Genomic DNA, 16295 nt, shown 5'->3' with positions numbered 1-16295 from the left:
CCAGTCAAACCGTGATGCCGGATGGCATCGGCTGAGCCGCGTCTTACCGCCATTGTCCGATCATCTGGAACCCGGCCCAGTAAAACGGATGCGACACGCCAACAAGGTCATGCCCGCCCTGAAATGCGGGTTTCAGCGCGGTGCCGCCACGGGTGTCGCCAGTGGTCATGGCATCCTGGTTTCCGGCAAAGGCGACCTGCACTGCCCGCAGCGCCTGGGCGCGACCATCGCCGGCCTCCAGCCGCCCATAAAACGCCTCCATGAACCTGGCGGTGGAGCGATCCGCCACTGGCCAGAGTGTCGCCAGCACCGTGCGCACCCCCTCCCATTGCACCTCGGCGGCGAGACTTTCCAGTTCCGAGCCTTCCGACAGGGCCGTCTCACAAGCCGACAGCACCAGCATATGCACATCGGCAAGATCATAACTGCCGCGCCGCACGCCCCGTTTCAGATCGGCGACCGACAGGGTCTGACCATCACCGAGCAGCATTGCCGAGCTGTCTTCGCGATCGGTCAGCCGAAAATGGGTGGCGACATGGATCACCGGCGCGCCCGAGCCAAAGGCGCGGCTCAGCGCGTCGGCGTCAAAGGCATCGTCGAGCCAGCTTCGCCCGGCGACGCGCCCCTTGCCATTCTTGTCGCCGACGATCGAGGTGACCTCGTTGCGCACATAGGGCAGGGCGCTGAAGCCGCCGCCACCGCGTGTCGCACCCAGCGCCTCGACCTCGATCCGGTCCAGCGCCTCGTTGTCCAGCAACAGATCGCGGCTGGCGCTGGTAAAGGTTACGTAATCGCGCCGCGACACCAGCCAGTCGGTGCCATCATGCAGCGCCACAATCGGCACATAGCGCATCAGCCCGTCGAACGAGAGCAGCACCTGCTGCGCGCCGATGTCACTCAACGCCGCCTCAACATCGGCCCAGATGTCGGCATAGAACGCCTGCGCCAGCGGCCTCGGGTCACGCGCCGGGTTCGACAAGGCCGCGCGCAGCGCGCGGATGCGTCCATTCAGATCGGCCTCGGACATTTCGACGGTGCGATGTTCGGTGCCCTGGCCGGTGACGATCAGGAAATGCGTGCGTTCAGGCAGGGTCACCGAATAGACCATCGCGACCCCGTCCAGCCGGTCCAGCCGCCCGCCCAACCGCCGCAGCGCCCGCGCCGACACTTCACGCGGGATCTCGCTCTCACCGGCAATGTCCAGATCCTCGACCGCCGCGACCAGCGTATCGAGGCTGTCCGCCAGCGCCTCCTGCGCCGCCTCCAGCCGCTGCCGCAGCGCCTCGGCCGCGTCGGCATCGCCTGCGGCCTCCAGCGTTTTGACCTGTTGCGCCAGGCGGATGGTTTCGGTCAGTGGCAGGCCGTGGATCCTGGCCATGACACCGGCCTGCGCCGCCGACATCTGCAATTGATCAAACGACCGCCCGGCGCGCTCCGGGGCGCGGTTGGCATAGCGGAAGCTTTCGAAATCCTTGAGCTGATCGAGCACCCATTGTGCCTCGTTCAGATGGGTCTGTTGGATCAGCAGATCGGCCATCCGCCGGTATTGCGTGCTCAGCAGATCGCGAAAGCAGTTTTGCAGGTTTTCCGGCAGGCCGACAAGGGTGCCACGCGCCGCCTGCAATTCGTTCACCGCTGCCTTGGCCAGCGTCAACCCGGCGGCATCGGCGCCGATCGAGAACAGCAGATCGCTGCCCTTGCGCTGCCAGCAGGCCATTTCCATGTGATAGACAAGCGATCCGTTCAGGTGCCGGACCCCATCATTCATCTCGCGCGCTGCGCGCATCGCCTGATAGACCGAACGTTCGGCGCTGGCGGCATCGCCCGCCTCGGCCTGAAGCTGGGCCAGATGCTGATAGAGCGGCACCAGATGCGGCGACAGCCCGCCTTTGGCCAGCTTGGCGTCGATTCGTTTCGAGGTGGCGGCGATCCGCTCGGCCAGTGGCAGGCCGGGGGTGATCGTCAGCGGCTCATAGCTGTCGCGGGTCTGCAGGCGCAGGCGCACCTCGTCCAGCATCTGTTTCAGCTCGCGGGCGCTGCCGGGTTCGCGGGTTTCAAAGGCGGTGATCAGCCGCTCCATCGCCGTCAATTGCGCCTCGGTCGGGGTGACGTCATCGCGGACGTTGTTCATCAGAAAGCGCAGCGCCTGACGCAGGGAATAATCGACCTCGGCAAGCTCGATATCGACATTGTCCGGCAGATTGTTCAGATGCGTTGCGGCCTCGTCAAAGGCGCCGAGGAACATCGTCACCACGAAGCGCCCGAGATTGGCCTGCGCGTCACCGGCGGCGGCCCGCACCTCAAGCCAGCGCCAGCCCGGCGCCATGGCCGCATCGCCGAACCGCCCGATGGTCGCCAGCGCCGCCAGAAAGGCGGCGTTCTCAGGGGTTACATCATGCAGCGCGGCAGCAAAGCGGGTGTCGGCCTGCGCCGGGTCCAGATCGATCCCGGCGGGCAGCGCCAGCAGGATCTGCGCCTCTGGCTGACCCGTCGCGGCGGCCACATCCAGCACCGCCCGGCCTTCACCTGTCGTCGCTTCGAATTCCGGATGCGCTGCCAGCAGTCGACCCAGCCAGAATTGCGCCTTCGGCAATTGGGCGCTGGCCCGGCGATACCATTCGGCGGCCTGCGCCAGATCCAGCCGTTGCCGCCCGACCTTGCCGCAATCGTCCAGGAACACGCCGCAATCGACAAAGGCGCGTTCGTAAAACAGCCCGAGGTCGAGATAGTGCTCCGCCAGGGCGGAATCCGGGGCGATGACCACCGGATGCAGCGGATCGCTGGCATCGCTGAACGCCGCGTTGAGGCGGGTCTCGGCCTTTTCCCAGCCGTCCACCGCGGCCTTGGCCAGGTTCTGCGCCGCTTTGGTCAACTTGGCCGCGCCGCCCTCTTCAATCTGATACAGCGCCACCTTGTAGAGCGCCCGCGCATGATCCGCCTCGGCCGCTTTTTCATACCATTTCCGTGCCTGGACCGGATCGGGTTCGCCGTGAAGACCGGTCTCGAACATCTCGGCCAGATTGGACGCTGCCACTGTCGAGCCATGCGCCGAGGCCAGCGTATAGAGTCGCGCCGCCTCTTCGCGGTCGCGCAGGGGCTCGTCGGCATTGACCAGGAAATAGGCCAGATCGAAGCGGCCTGCTTTATGCCCGTCGCTGATCGCCTCGCGCGCCATGTCGATTGCCCGCGCCTGGTCCTTTTCCAGGCCTCTGCCCTCGAAATAGCTCCAGGCCAGTTTGACGCGGGCAGCGGAACTGCCCAGCTCGGCGGCCTTTTCAAACAGGCCGTTGGCCACGGTCTGGTCGCGGAACCCGAGCTGCCCCTCGGCGATGTTATTCGCCAGCTTGAACGCGGCGAGGCTGTCGCCCAGCCGATAGGCCTTTTCATAGAGCCGCGCGGCTTCGATGGGATCGACCGGCACGCCTTGGCCCAGGGCATAGAGCGTGCCCAACCGTTCATAGCCCGCCGGGTCATTGCGGGCGACGCTCTCACGCGCCCAGGCGACGGCCTCGGGCAGTCGGTCGGGCAACTCCTTGCGCACCAGATCAAAGGCGCGCCATAGGGAATATTCAAACCCGGCCTTGGCGGCGCGCAGATACATATCGACCGCAGTCTCAAGATCCTTTTCGACCAGCCTGCCCTCGGCCAGAAGCGTGCCGTATTCGTCGAGCGCATAGCTGTCTTCTTCTTCGACACCTTTCAGCAGGTGCGGCAGCCCGCGCGCGCCTTCGCCGTTTTTGTCCAGCAGAGAGAACAGGGCGAAATGCGCCCGGGCGCGGCCAGCTTCGGCGGCGCGGGTGAAATAGAGTTCGGCCTTCTTGCGGTCCACGGGCACGCCGGTGCCATTCAGATAGATGTAGCCGAGGTAAAGGCTGGAATAGGCACTCCCCAGATCCGAGGCGCGAGACCAGAACGGGATGGCCTTGGCCGGATCGGCCTCGATCCCGACGCCCCAGCGATAGGCACGGCCCATTTCGGCCATCGCCCCGACTTCGCCGATCTCGGCGGCGCGCCGGTAATAGGTGATCGCCCGCGCCTTGTCGGCGTCGCTGCGGCCGTCGTCATACATGTAAATATCGCCGAGCAAAGCCAAGGCATAGGGCTGGCCGGCCTCCCCCGCCTGTTCCAGCAGGCGCAGCGCCTCTGCGGGGTCGTAAAAGCCGCTGTCCTTGACCCGCAGCACCCGCGCCAGCCGGTAGATGCCATAGAGATTGCCGCTTTCCGCCGAACGGCGGGCGAGGCTTAGCGACAGGTCAAGATCCTTGTCCGCCCCGCTGATGAAATAGCGTGACGCCATCGCCTGTGCATCGGGATTGTCGCTGTCGCGCAGCAGGCGCATATGTTGGGTGACCAGATCATCTTGACCCGCCTGTTCATAGGCATCGGCCAGATAGGCGCGGCTGGCGTCATCCTCCGGATCTGCGGCAATTGCCGCCGAACAGGCCGCGATCGCCGCGTCCGTGTCGATGTCATATGTCCAGACCCCAACGCCGGGAACCTGCAATTGCCGGGCCAGGTCCGAACAGGTCTCACGCGCGGTTTGCGCCGTTACAACGCAGGGGAACATACAGAAAACCAACGAGAAAATCGCGCGACGCATCGGAAAATACCTGTTTCGTATGACTAATATCGATGCTGCAATATTGCACTGACCGGGCGTGTCGAATCAACCAACATAGACGTTATGACGATTGGCCTGGCCTCGGCTGGTGCCCCTCCGGGAGTTCACGCACGCAGCAAGAAACCGATTGGCGTTGACTCCGCCGTGGCGCAATGTGGAAACTGTTCCGGCACTATGGGGAGGAAAACTATGTTTATTGCCATCGTACAAATTCCGGGTGTTCTGCGCAGCGAAGAAGTTGCCATCGAAGCCGCTCGGAAATCCGTGCCGACCTATGTCGACATGCCCGGACTCAAGCGCAAATATTACCTGAACGGCGAAGCCGGTGGCGGCGGCGTCTACCTCTGGGAATCGCGTGAGGCGGCCGAGGCCTGGTATGACGCCGATTGGGCGACGAATATGGAAAAGCGTTTTGGCGCCCGTCCGACCCTGACCTATTACGACAATTACGTTGTCGTCGATAATGACGCCGATGAGGTCAGGATCAATGACGTGGTTGAACCGGCAAAAGCGACAGCCGCCGAGTAACGCAGCGCTGCGGCCCTGCGGCCCGGCATGATCGGATAGCGCTCGCGTCGCCCTCGGGCGATCGCGGGCCTGACCGAAGACTATGGAACATCCGGGGCCGGGCGCCAGCGGGCTGCGCCCGCCACCGAACTCCGTGAGTTGAGGAGAAAATGCATGGGGTCGGATTCGACGGATGCGGTTGTAATTGGCAGCGGGTTCGGCGGCTCGGTCACCGCTGCGCGGCTTGCTGAAAGCGGGGTTCAGGTCACGGTGTTGGAGCGTGGGCCCTGGTGGGACACGGTGCCGGTGCGTTCGATGGGGATCAAGGACCGCACGCCACTGCCGCGCGGGATCAGCCTCTTTGCCCGGGCCATGCGCTCCGTCTATCACCCGTTGTTGCCCTGGGGGCGGACACGGATCAACCGCAAGGGGCTGTTCGAGGTCTATTATTCACGCGGGATGGAAGTGGTCTGTTCCTCGGGCGTCGGCGGCGGCAGCCATGTCTATTCTGCCCTGCACCGACGGCCCGCGCGTCCCGATTACTGGGACGGCCATTGCCCCGACCTCAACGAAGCCTCGATGGCCCCGCATTATGCGGCATTTGTCGCGCGCGTCGGGTCGACCCGGCCTGGTCCGGACAACGCCCCGCCGCATAGTGCGATGGAGATCTATTCCAACCATCCGGAATTCACACCGGTGGTCCCCAAGGACGAGGTGCGGGTCGGGTTCAGATTTCCCGAGGACCCGGCGAACCCCAAGCTGACCCAGACCGAGGCCGGCATCGAAAGGTGGGAGACGGATTACAGCACCGGCGATCACGGCTTTCTCGGTGCGCCGTCGGGATCGAAATCGACGATGGATTTCGTCTATCTCGGCCCGGCCATCCGCAAGGGGCTGGAGGTGCGTGCACTCTGCGAGGCGATCTCGATCTCCGCGCAAACGGGCGGCGGGCGGCGGTTTCGGGTCGATTATTTCGACCACAACCAACGCGTGCGGGCGACGATCGAGGCGGATAACGTCTTTCTCGGCGCCGGCACGATGAACACGCTGCGGCTGCTGCTGGAAAGTCGCGACCGTTATCACGGGCTGTCGGGCATGCCGAACCTGGGCAAACGATTCAGCGGCAACGGCGATATCCGTGGGTTCTGGGATCTGAACGACCAGGATCGCGACTATTCCGAAGGGGTGCCGAGCAAGGGCGCGATCAAGCTGCGCGACGAGTCGTTGCCGCAGGTCGGGATCGGCCGCAACAACCTGCCGAGCGTCAATTCCTATCCTTTCCCCAAGTTCATCCGCGAGCGGTTGAAACGCGGCATGGTGGTCAGCGGCATGGGCGAGGATGCGATGGATGGCGTTGCAACCTCCGAAGGTCGGCGATTCCGCATTCATTTTGATCCGTCCAACAGCCCGATCTACCGGCAAATCCATGACGCGCTGATGGAAATGGGGCGCCGGTCCGGGCGGCGGATCTATGCGGGCAAGACCCCGGCTACCGTGCATCCGATGGGCGGCGCCTGTGTCGGCGAGGCCGATGCGGGCGGGGTCATCGCGGCGAATGGCGAGGTGCATGGGGTGCCAGGGCTCTACGTTGTCGATGCCGCCGCCTTTCCGCGCCCGACGGCGTCACCGCCGACGCTGAGTATCGGCGCCTGGGCCGAAAACGTGGCGGCGCGGTTCCTTGCCAGGGGCTGAGGCGCCGGGCGCCGCCAAAAGGGAGTGAGAGATGCTGTGCACCAGCCAATGGTTGCAGGACAACCGCGACGATCCGCGGCTGCGGATCTTTGATTGTAGTGTCGAGATGCAACCGCAACCGGTCGGAAAATCGGTGCTGATATCTGGCCGACCAGATTGGCAAAAGGCGCATATTCCTGGCGCCCGTTACCTGTCGATGGGCGATGACCTTTCGGCGCCCGAGGGATCGGTGCCCTATGGTCTGCCTCCGGCGGCGACAGTGCAGCGGCTGATGCGTGCAGAGGGTGTCAATGAGGACAGCATTATTGTGCTCTACGGCCGCGGCTATCCGGTGCCGGTGATGCGCTGCTGGTGGGTGCTGCTGGCCTCCGGCGCGCGTGATGTGCGCCTTCTCGACGGCGGGCTTGAGGCCTGGGTCGAAGCCGGTCTGCCGCTCACCGATCAGGATGAGGGCGCGCCGGAGCCCGGTGATTTCGTCGCCCGCCCGCGCCCTGACCTGCGCGTTGATGCCGGGGCCGTTGCCGCCGCGATGCAGGATCCCGCCACGGTGCTGGTCAACGCGCTGTCGGCCGAGCAATTTGCCGGAACCGGCGGCGCGCATTACGGGCGTCCGGGGCGGATCCCGGGAAGCGTGAGCGTGCCATTCCGCGATCTGCTGGAACCGGGAACCACGCGCTTGCGTCCCGCCGAGGCGCTGCACACGATATTCGACGCCGCCGGGGTGCTGAACAGCCCGCGCATCATCAATTATTGCGGCGGCGGGATCGCTGCCAGCGGCACCAGCTTTGCGCTGCATCTGATCGGGCGCAGGGATGCCGCACTTTACGATGGCTCGCTCATCGACTGGGCGTCGGACCCGGCGCGCCCGATGGAGTCAGAGGGCAGTTAGTACCGGGTTGCCCGCCACCACCTGCCGTTGAGGGAGAAGACATGCATCACGACCATTCGCATTGGGATTTTCAGGCCGGGCAGGGCGCCTCGGCCCATCTGACACCGGAAAAGACGTTGGCGGCCCTGGCCCTGGTCAGCCAGGGTCAAATTCACGACATCAGCCAGCAGATCTATTATGGCGCCCCCTGCATGGGGCCGAACCAGTCGCCGTTCCTGATGTCGATCTTTGCCAATTGGCGCGACACCATCCGCCGCCGCCGCGCCACCGGGCACCGCAACGAGATGGGCACCAATCTGGAACGGATCGAGATGACCATGCACACCGGCACCCATGTCGATGCGCTGGGCCATGTTTCGACCGGGTCACGCATGTTCGGGGGGCGAAGCGCCGAGGACGAGGTGACCAGCTGGGGGTTGGAAACCCTCGGCGCCGAACAGATTCCGCCGATGATCACCCGGGGTATCCTCTTTGACGTGGGCGGCGCCGAAGGCCTGAACACCGGCGATCTGGTGACGGCTGCGGATCTGGAACGCGCGGCGGGGCGCGGTGGCTTTCAGGTCGAACCCGGCGATGTTGCCTTGATCCGCACCGGTTGGGGGCGGCATTACGAGACCGACAATGCGCGCTATCTGCAGGGCGAACCGGGGATCGGAGTCGAAGCGGCGGCCTGGCTGATCGAACAGGGCGTGGTTGCCATCGGTGCCGACAATATGGCGGTCGAAGTGCTGCCCGGCACCGACCCCGAGGTGATCATGCCAGTGCATCAACTGGCGTTGGTCGAGCATGGCGTCTGGCTGATCGAGAACCTCGCGCTCGAGGGCGTTGTCCGCGACGGTCTGGCCACCGCCTGTTTCGCGATGCTGTCCCCCAAGATCAGAGGCGCAACCGGCGCGCCGGTGCGGCCCGTCCTGCTGCGCTGAGCCGCGTCTGTCGTCTGTCTGGCTGGGGGAGGCTGCGTGCGCTGGGGGGATTACCCGCGATCCGCAATAGAAAATGCCGACCGGTTTGATCCGGTCGGCATCATTGTCTTAGCCTTTGATCAGTTCATGCCGTAATCGGCAGGAAGCTTGCTGAACACGTCTTCGTTCAGCTTGGCGATGATCGTATCGCGGTCGCCGTCGGCGTCTTCAACGACCTTGCTCCATTTGTCGATCAGGCCCAGCAAGGTTTTCACCTTTTCGGCCGCGTCGGGAACGCCATAGTTGGAAATGGCGTTGGAGACGATGACATCGACATCGTTTTTGACGAATTCATCCTTGGCTGCCTTCATCTCGTCCGAGGGTTCGATCAGCTCGATACCATGCTCGTCCAACTGGGCCAGAACCTCGGCGTCGGTCTTGGTGTAGAGCAGGGTGGTGTCGGTCGCGGCGCGGGCGGCATCGTCACGGATCAAAGCGCGTTGCTGATCGGTCAGATCGGCCCAGAAATCGCGGTTCGTGCTCAGCAGTGACAGCGAATGATAGGTGCCGAGGTTCAGGGTGGTCAGGTATTTCGCCGCATCCCAAAGCTGATAGGAGCGGAAGGCGCCAGCGGACTGAATGGCGATATCCAGCGCGCCCTTGTCCAGACCTTCGAACATTTCCGACGACGGCACGTTGACCTCAACACCGCCCACGGATTGCGCCCAACGTGACCACAGGCCGCCCGGCACGCGCATTTTCTTGCCGGCCAGATCAGCGGTCGACCGGATCGGCGTGCTGGAAATGATCCTATAAGGCGCGGTGGAGTAGGTCCCGAAATAGACCAGATTCGCCGCCTTGTATTCAGCCAGGCATTCCGGGCAATGCATCAGGTTGTATTCGGTCATGGCAGCCATGGCCGTCAGGTTGTTTGGGGTCGACAGACCCATATCCGCAACCAGCTGGGCGTTCGGGAACTCAGCAGGGAAATAGCTCATGGCGAGCATGCCCATGCTGGCGACGCCGTCACCAATACCGGCCAGTGCCGGTTTCGCACCCAACAGCGCGCCGCCTTCGAAGCTCTGAACGTCAAAGCCGTTGGCGGTCAGGGTTTCGATCAGCGGGCCGTAGCCGCCGACATTGACCGGGTGCTTGGGCCCGGTCCAGTTGGTGATCGTGATATCGGTGGCCATCGCCGTCGAGGCTGTGCAGCCTATCAGCGCGATCGCCAGAGTTGTCATCTTCATGTGGTTTCCTCCCTTGGAAAGTTTGCCGTGTCTGCGGATTTATGCAAATCGCGGCCATTGGTTAATTCTATGAGGACCGCGCCCGGCTGCAATGCCAAGCTGGCCCCATTTATTTGTCAGCCCCCCGGCAGCCACAGGATGATCGCCGGAAAGGCAATCAGCGCTGCGATCACGATGAAATCCATCACCACGAACCAGGCCACACCTTTGAAGATGCTGTGAATAGGCACCTGATCCCCGACAATGCCTTTGACGACAAAGACATTCAGCCCGACCGGCGGGGTGATGAACCCGATTTCGAGGAACTTGGCCATCAGCACGCCGAACCAGATCATGTTGATGTCGCGCGCTTCAAGCACCGGCAGCAGGATCGGGATCGTCAGCAGCATGATCCCGATCGGGTCCAGCAGCATCCCCAACAGGATCAGGATCACCGAGATGATCAGGATCACCTGCAGCTGACTGTATTCCGGTGAGGAAATGAAATCCGCGATGATCTGGGTGGTGCCGGACAGGCCAAAGAACCGGGTCAGCAGCTGCGCCCCGATGGCAATCAGAAAGATCGAGGCGGTGGTGCGCAGGGTTTCGCCAATCGCATCACGCAACACCGGCCAGGACAACGCCCGTTTGGCCAGACCGATCAGGAAGGCCAGCGCTGCGCCGACGGCGCCCGCTTCGGTCGGGGTAAAGATGCCGCTGAACAGCCCGCCAAACACGCCAACCACCAACAGCATCACCGGCCAGGTGTCCTTGACCGCGTAGATGCGGTCGCGCATGCTGACATCCTCGCGGATCGGCGGCGCAAGCGACGGTGAAATCCAGCAGCGAACGACCACCATGAGCGAATAGAACACCGCCGTCATGATACCGGGGATCAATGCCCCCATGAACAGCTTGGCGATCGATTCCTCGACAAAGATGCCATAGATAATCAACAGGATCGACGGTGGGATCATCGACCCGATGGTGCCAGCCGCGGCGATGGTGCCGGTGGCCAGGCCCTTGTCATAGCCCGCCTTCAACATTTCCGGCACCGCGATCCGCCCCATGGCCGCGGTGCAGGCCAGGCTTGATCCGGTCACCGCCGCGAACAACGCCGAGCCCTGGATCGAGGCCACGGATAGCCCGCCGGGCATCCAGGACAACCACAGCCGCGCCAGTCGGAACAGGCCTGTTGTCAGCCCCGCATGGTAGCAAAGATAGCCCATGAACAGGAACATCGGGATCGAACTCAGCGTCCAATGCGCGGTGAAATCATAGGGGATTTGCGAAATGATCCCGATGGTCGCTCGTTCGCCGATGATGATGGACAGCCCGCCGATCGAGACCGTTGCCAGCGCCACGCCGATCGGCACCCGCAGAAAGATCATCAGAAGCAGGACACCGATGCCGAGAAAGCCGACTGTTTCTTTCGCCAGATCGATCATATGGCCGTCCCCGCAATCGGATCCACAGGGCCGTCAGCTGGCCCGTCGGTGTCGTCCAGGTCCGCCCGGAACAGCACCACGACAGCGCGCACCAGCTTGACCAGAACCAGCGCCAGCAGCAGGGCGCAGCCGATCGGGATCAGGAAGCGGGTCGGCCAGATGGCGATCGAATAGGAGCCCATGATATATTCACCTACCTTGTATTTTTTCAACGCGACCTTCCAGGTTCCAGTCACCAGCAGCCAGAGCAGCCAAGAGAACAGAAGGTAGGTGATGATATCCAGCACCCGTTTGACCGCGCGCGGCAGGTGGGCATAGATCAGCTCGACATGGATGTTCCCCTCCACCCGTTCGACCGCCGCAAAGGGCAGGAACACAACCGCGAGCATGTAATAGTTTGACACCATTTCCAGCGTGACCGGCACCGGGCTGTTGAAGACGAACTTGCCGACCACATCGGCGCTGACCTGAATCATCATCAGCATCAAGGCAACACTGCCGACAACCATCAGCACATTGCTGAGCCCGTCGATAACGCGGAGCGCGCTGCGGTCCACGATGCCCAAAGGCTTCCGCATGACGATCTGATCAGACACTTTGCGCACCTCCCCGTGCAGGCCCAGACTAGGCTCTAACCGCGCCTAAAGATTTGTATGGCGCGAGTCAAACGTATGCTCGAGCGCAGTGGAATATTATTCCACATCACTCGTCGCAAAAAGGTGACCTGCGTCCCGAAAGCTGGCCAGAGGATGGAACGGCACCGCTCTAAGCAAGCGGTCATTGCCGCGACGCCAGGGCTTTGAGCAGCAATTTGAGGGTTTTGACATTCTGTTTCCCCAGTTTGCGGCTGAGCGCGCGTTCATGTTCTGCGGCGGCCTCGACAAGATAGTCGAACGCCTCGTGGCCCGGCGGTCGCAGCACCAGATGCTCAACCCGGCGATCTGTGCCACTGGTTTCGCGGGCCAGAAATTGCTTTTCGCCAAGCGCGCGCACCGCGCGGGAAATCTTGGTTTTGTGGATGTTGGCGAGGGTCGAAATCTCTTTGGCGCTCATCGGGCCGTAGCGGCCAAGGTGGAACAACACCCGCCATTCGGTCCGCAACATCCCATAGCGATTCTTGTAGATGGACGAGAAATCCACGCTTTGCGCCTCGGCGGCCTGGTTCAGCAGGTAGGGTGTGAATCCCGATAGATCAAAGTCTGTTTGCTGCACCTGGCAGAACCCGAAATAGCCCCTTGTTAGTTACAAAAGTAACCATAAGCATGCGCCCTGTCAAAGGAGAGGAAGTCGCCATGAACGGGCCCAGCAAAATTTCGGGACTGACCCGCGCCGCCGGGGCCACCGTGCTGCATGACGGGTATATGCCCGGGTTTGGCAATGATTTCGAGACTGAGGCGCTGCCCGGTGCCCTGCCCGAAGGCCGCAACAGCCCGCAAAAATGCGCCTATGGCCTATATGGAGAGCAACTCTCCGGCACCGCCTTTACCGCGCCCAGCCATCAGAACGAACGCACCTGGTGCTATCGTATCCGGCCCTCGGTCAAGCATTCGCACCGCTATGAAAAGATCGCGATGCCCCATTGGCAGTCGGCGCCGAATGTCGACCCTGACGTGATCAGCCTCGGCCAATACCGCTGGAGCCCGATGCCGCATGGCACCGTGCCGCTGACCTGGATCACCGGGATGCGCACCATGACCACGGCGGGCGATGTCTATACCCAGGTCGGGATGGCCTCGCATATCTACCTGGTCACCGAATCGATGCATGACGAATATTTCTTTTCCGCCGACAGCGAGTTGTTGGTGGTGCCGCAGGAGGGGCGCCTGCGGTTCTGCACCGAACTGGGTGTCATTGATCTGGCGCCGCAGGAAATCGTGATTCTGCCGCGCGGCCTGCTCTACCGGGTCGAACTGATCGACGGCCCGGCGCGTGGCTTTGTCTGTGAAAACTACGGGCAGAAATTCGATTTGCCGGGGCGTGGACCGATCGGTGCCAATTGCATGGCCAACCGTCGCGATTTCAAGACCCCTGTCGCCGCGTTCGAGGACCGCGACGCGCCCAGCCGGGTGGTGATCAAATGGCAGGGCCAGTTTCATCAGACCCGCATCGACCATTCGCCGCTGGATGTTGTCGCCTGGCATGGCAATTACTGTCCGGTCAAATATGACCTGCGCACCTATTGCCCGATTGGCGCGATCCTGTTCGACCATCCCGATCCGTCGATCTTTACGGTGCTGACCGCGCCCTCCGGGGTCGAAGGCACGGCGAATATCGACTTTGTCCTGTTCCGCGAACGCTGGATGACAATGGAAGACACCTTTCGCCCGCCTTGGTACCACAAGAACGTCATGTCCGAGTTGATGGGCAATATTTATGGCGAATATGACGCCAAGCCGGACGGATTTGCCCCCGGTGGGATGAGCTTGCACAACATGATGATCCCGCATGGCCCGGACAACAGCGCCTTTGAAAAGGCCACCCATTCCGAGTTGAAGCCGGTCAAGCTGGACAACACCATGTCCTTCATGTTCGAAACCCGGTTCCCCCAGCACCTGACCCGCTTCGCCGCCAAGGCCGCGCCTTTGCAGGATGATTACATCGACTGCTGGGACAGCCTGGAGAAACATTTCGATGGCACCCCCGAGGGCCGCTGGGACTGACCCGCCGGGCCGGTTCCGGCAGGCTGCTGGCCGCGGGTAACACGCCCTTCGACTGGCCATTCAATCCACACTCCCCCGCATCAGACGGACCCGAAAAGGGCACCCCTCTTGGCCAAGGCATTCGCATCGCAAAGCGATATGGAAGACAAGAAGATCAGCTTTATCGAGGTTGGTGACGGTTTATCTGGGCAAGCGCCGGATCGATATCAAGAAACTGGGCCGTGCCCATACCGCTGGCGATGCGGTGATCTGGGTGCCGGATCAAGAGGTGATGTTCACCGGCGATATCGTCGAATGCCACTCGGCCTGCTATTGCGGTGATGCCCATTACCGCGATTGGGAAGACACGCTGGCCAATATCGCGGATTTTGAACCCAAGAGCATTGCACCGGGGCGTGGCGATGCGCTGGTCGGCGAAGACATGGTCGCCAGGGGCGTGGTCTGGAATCTGGGCAAGGTGTTTCACCGAGACGGCAAGATGTTCGAATTCAACCTCGCGCCCGAGGCGGGCCATAACTTCCCCGCCTTCATCAACCTGCAACAACCCTATTTCGAACGCTTCCTGGTGGATCGCATCCGTCAGGCCCAGGCGGATGGCGCCCCGATTGAGATCCGGGGCAAGAACCGCGTCGAAGCGGTCGAAATCCGCCAAGACCAGGTTGTGCTGGACATCCTGATGTCGACAACCTTGGCTGGAAACTGGGGCTGGTGGAAATGGCGATCCTGGATGACCTCGAAGACACCGGTCGATTGACGCTGCGCCCGGCGGATCCGGCAGAACTGGCCCGGATGCGGGCGGTGGTGCAGGCCATCGTCTGTGACATTCACCCGGTCTGCAACCTGCGCGTCGCCGCCCATGTCGAAGGGCTGACGGGCCGGGGCGACACCCGCGCCGCTTGGATGCGCCGTTTCATCCGTTCCGGGCTTGAGACCGTGGAACAGATGTTGGACCCGACCGGCCCCTTTGCCTTTTGCGACAGGCTGACGCAGGCCGATCTGGTGCTGATTCCACAGCTATACAACGCCGTCCGTTGGCGGGTGTCGGCGCAGGATCTGCCCAGAATGACCCGCGTCGCCCGGGCCTGTGCCAGGCTGGCTGCCTGTGTGCGGGCGTATCCGGATGTGGTGCGCGCGGGAGCGGCGACCTGGGAAGCGCCGCGCCTGTTCATAGCCGATGAGCGACTGGCGCAGCGCACGCACGGAGTCATGGACTCGGCAGGGCTCGCCGATCTGATTCAGGCCCCCTTGGCGCAGCGGCCACTCCCGGCAATCAGGACAAGGGACATGGCTGCTTTCGTTCGGATCGGCTGTGGTGGATCGCTTTAGCAGCGAGATCCGGTCAGGCAAGACACTCAGCCGGGCACAAGGTCGCGGATCGCCATTTCCACCAGCACCTTGCCGTCGCGGGTCAGCCCGATTGCGGTCCAGGAGTCCCCGCCCGCAATCCGCACTTCAAACGCGTCATCCCAGTGGATCGGGCGGCGAAAGCGGATGTCCATATGCACATGGCGCGGCGCGAAATGTGACCAGATCGCGCGTGTCAGATAGCGCACCCCATGCGCCCCGCCGATGATCGGTGCGCGATATCCGGCACGGTTGGCGGCATCCATGTTATTGTGGATCGGATTGGCGGTATTGGCGCTGTAGCCGCAGACGATCTCGGGTGTCAGCTGCACCTCTTCGACCACCTGCAGTGCCGCCGGGTCGGCAATCACCGGATCGGGCCGCTTGCCGGCGCCGCGCAGTTTCGGGTCGGCGTATTTGCTCGGGTCGGTCTTCAGCGAGACCCGGCCAGAGTTCAGGCAGTGCCGCCCGTCGGCACCGCGATATTGCGCCTCGGATTCGGTGATCCGGCCGCGTGGCGCCTGAGAGATGGCGGTGACTCCGCCGGTGACAGTGACCGCCTCGCCGAACCGGGGCAGGTCATCGACGATGAGCCATTGCACCATGTTGACCCCGCCCGACGAGGAGATGCCGTTGCGCACCTGTTCCTCGATCGCATGGGTGATGAAGGTCGCCGGGTCGAGCCCGCCGCCAAACACCGCCGGATCAGTGCCGCAGATCGCCAGCAGGCGGCGCTCTTCTTCGGGGTCCGGGGTGTAGCTGCGCTCGCGGTAGGCAAGGCCAACGTAGGGTTCAACGGTCTGTTCGGTCATTGGTGGGATCCTCCGGGTGCCAGGATGGCACCGGCGGACAGGGTTGTCTGCACGGCGCGGACAAGCTTCGCGAATGTGGGATATGCGGGGTGGTGCGCAAAAAAGAAGACCCGGGCAATTCTGCCCGGGTCAGTTCAACAGGGAGGTTGCGTGGCAGGTTCCGGCCACGCCCGGATGGGGTAACGATAAGCTTA

General features: G+C 63.0%; 12 protein-coding genes and 2 pseudogenes. 8 read left to right on the top strand and 6 right to left on the bottom strand.

Features of this window, described 5'->3' with window-relative positions; genetic code table 11:
• Positions 1–43: 43 nt before the first annotated feature.
• On the bottom strand, positions 44–4600 hold the full coding sequence (locus P1U48_RS09835) for a CHAT domain-containing protein (protein WP_301068805.1): 4557 nt from the start codon (positions 4598–4600) through the stop codon (positions 44–46).
• Positions 4601–4810: 210 nt separating this feature from the next.
• On the opposite strand from P1U48_RS09835, the gene P1U48_RS09830 reads away from it, so the two are divergent.
• The 4 genes from P1U48_RS09830 to P1U48_RS09815 all read left to right on the top strand — a co-directional run bounded on the left by P1U48_RS09830 (position 4811) and on the right by P1U48_RS09815 (position 8632).
• On the top strand, positions 4811–5149 hold the full coding sequence (locus P1U48_RS09830; protein ID WP_301068804.1) for a hypothetical protein: 339 nt from the start codon (positions 4811–4813) through the stop codon (positions 5147–5149).
• Positions 5150–5302: 153 nt separating this feature from the next.
• Positions 5303–6820, top strand: coding sequence for a GMC oxidoreductase (locus P1U48_RS09825; RefSeq protein ID WP_301068803.1), 1518 nt, complete (start codon positions 5303–5305; stop codon positions 6818–6820).
• Positions 6821–6851: 31 nt separating this feature from the next.
• Entirely contained in the window at positions 6852–7709 is an 858-nt protein-coding gene (locus tag P1U48_RS09820) for a sulfurtransferase (protein ID WP_301068802.1), read from the top strand.
• Positions 7710–7750: 41 nt separating this feature from the next.
• A complete protein-coding gene (locus tag P1U48_RS09815) occupies positions 7751–8632 on the top strand; it encodes a cyclase family protein (protein ID WP_301068801.1) in 882 nt (293 codons plus the stop codon).
• 119 nt (positions 8633–8751) lie between these two features.
• Here P1U48_RS09815 and P1U48_RS09810 read toward each other — a convergent pair whose 3' ends face one another.
• The 4 genes from P1U48_RS09810 to P1U48_RS09795 form a co-directional block, all read right to left on the bottom strand.
• Complete coding sequence (locus P1U48_RS09810; protein WP_301068800.1) at positions 8752–9858, bottom strand: C4-dicarboxylate TRAP transporter substrate-binding protein; 1107 nt, start codon at positions 9856–9858, stop codon at positions 8752–8754.
• 116 nt (positions 9859–9974) lie between these two features.
• Positions 9975–11285 carry a TRAP transporter large permease subunit gene (locus P1U48_RS09805; RefSeq protein ID WP_301068799.1) on the bottom strand — a complete coding sequence of 437 codons (1311 nt, stop codon included), beginning with the start codon at positions 11283–11285 and terminating at the stop codon, positions 9975–9977.
• Positions 11282–11881, bottom strand: a complete 600-nt coding sequence (locus tag P1U48_RS09800) for a TRAP transporter small permease subunit (protein ID WP_301068798.1) — start codon at positions 11879–11881, stop codon at positions 11282–11284. The genes P1U48_RS09805 and P1U48_RS09800 overlap by 4 nt, the downstream gene beginning before the upstream one ends.
• A 181-nt stretch (positions 11882–12062) precedes the next feature.
• Positions 12063–12497: a MarR family transcriptional regulator gene (locus tag P1U48_RS09795; RefSeq protein ID WP_301068797.1), complete on the bottom strand. Its 435-nt coding sequence runs from the start codon at positions 12495–12497 to the stop codon at positions 12063–12065.
• An 80-nt stretch (positions 12498–12577) separates the two neighbouring features.
• On the opposite strand from P1U48_RS09795, the gene hmgA reads away from it, so the two are divergent.
• The 4 genes and pseudogenes from hmgA to P1U48_RS09775 all read left to right on the top strand — a co-directional run bounded on the left by hmgA (position 12578) and on the right by P1U48_RS09775 (position 15271).
• Complete coding sequence (gene hmgA, locus P1U48_RS09790) at positions 12578–13945, top strand: homogentisate 1,2-dioxygenase (protein WP_301068796.1); 1368 nt, start codon at positions 12578–12580, stop codon at positions 13943–13945.
• 172 nt (positions 13946–14117) lie between these two features.
• Positions 14118–14372: pseudogene (locus P1U48_RS09785) on the top strand (MBL fold metallo-hydrolase); the annotation flags it as partial.
• Positions 14358–14618, top strand: a pseudogene (locus tag P1U48_RS09780) (FAD-dependent oxidoreductase); the annotation flags it as partial. The pseudogenes P1U48_RS09785 and P1U48_RS09780, both read left to right, overlap by 15 nt.
• A gap of 41 nt (positions 14619–14659) precedes the next feature.
• Complete coding sequence (locus P1U48_RS09775) at positions 14660–15271, top strand: hypothetical protein (RefSeq protein ID WP_301068795.1); 612 nt, start codon at positions 14660–14662, stop codon at positions 15269–15271.
• 26 nt (positions 15272–15297) lie between these two features.
• Here the strand turns inward: P1U48_RS09775 and P1U48_RS09770 are convergent, their stop codons facing one another.
• Positions 15298–16101: a hypothetical protein gene (locus P1U48_RS09770; protein WP_301068794.1), complete on the bottom strand. Its 804-nt coding sequence runs from the start codon at positions 16099–16101 to the stop codon at positions 15298–15300.
• Between the last annotated feature and the right edge of the window lie 194 nt (positions 16102–16295).

Source organism: Pseudooceanicola sp. (assembly GCF_029213205.1).
In the GTDB taxonomy this organism is placed as follows: Bacteria; Pseudomonadota; Alphaproteobacteria; order Rhodobacterales; family Rhodobacteraceae; genus Pseudooceanicola.
The sequence above is the reverse complement of the archived record's forward strand: the minus strand, read 5'-3'. Positions and strand labels throughout refer to the sequence as shown.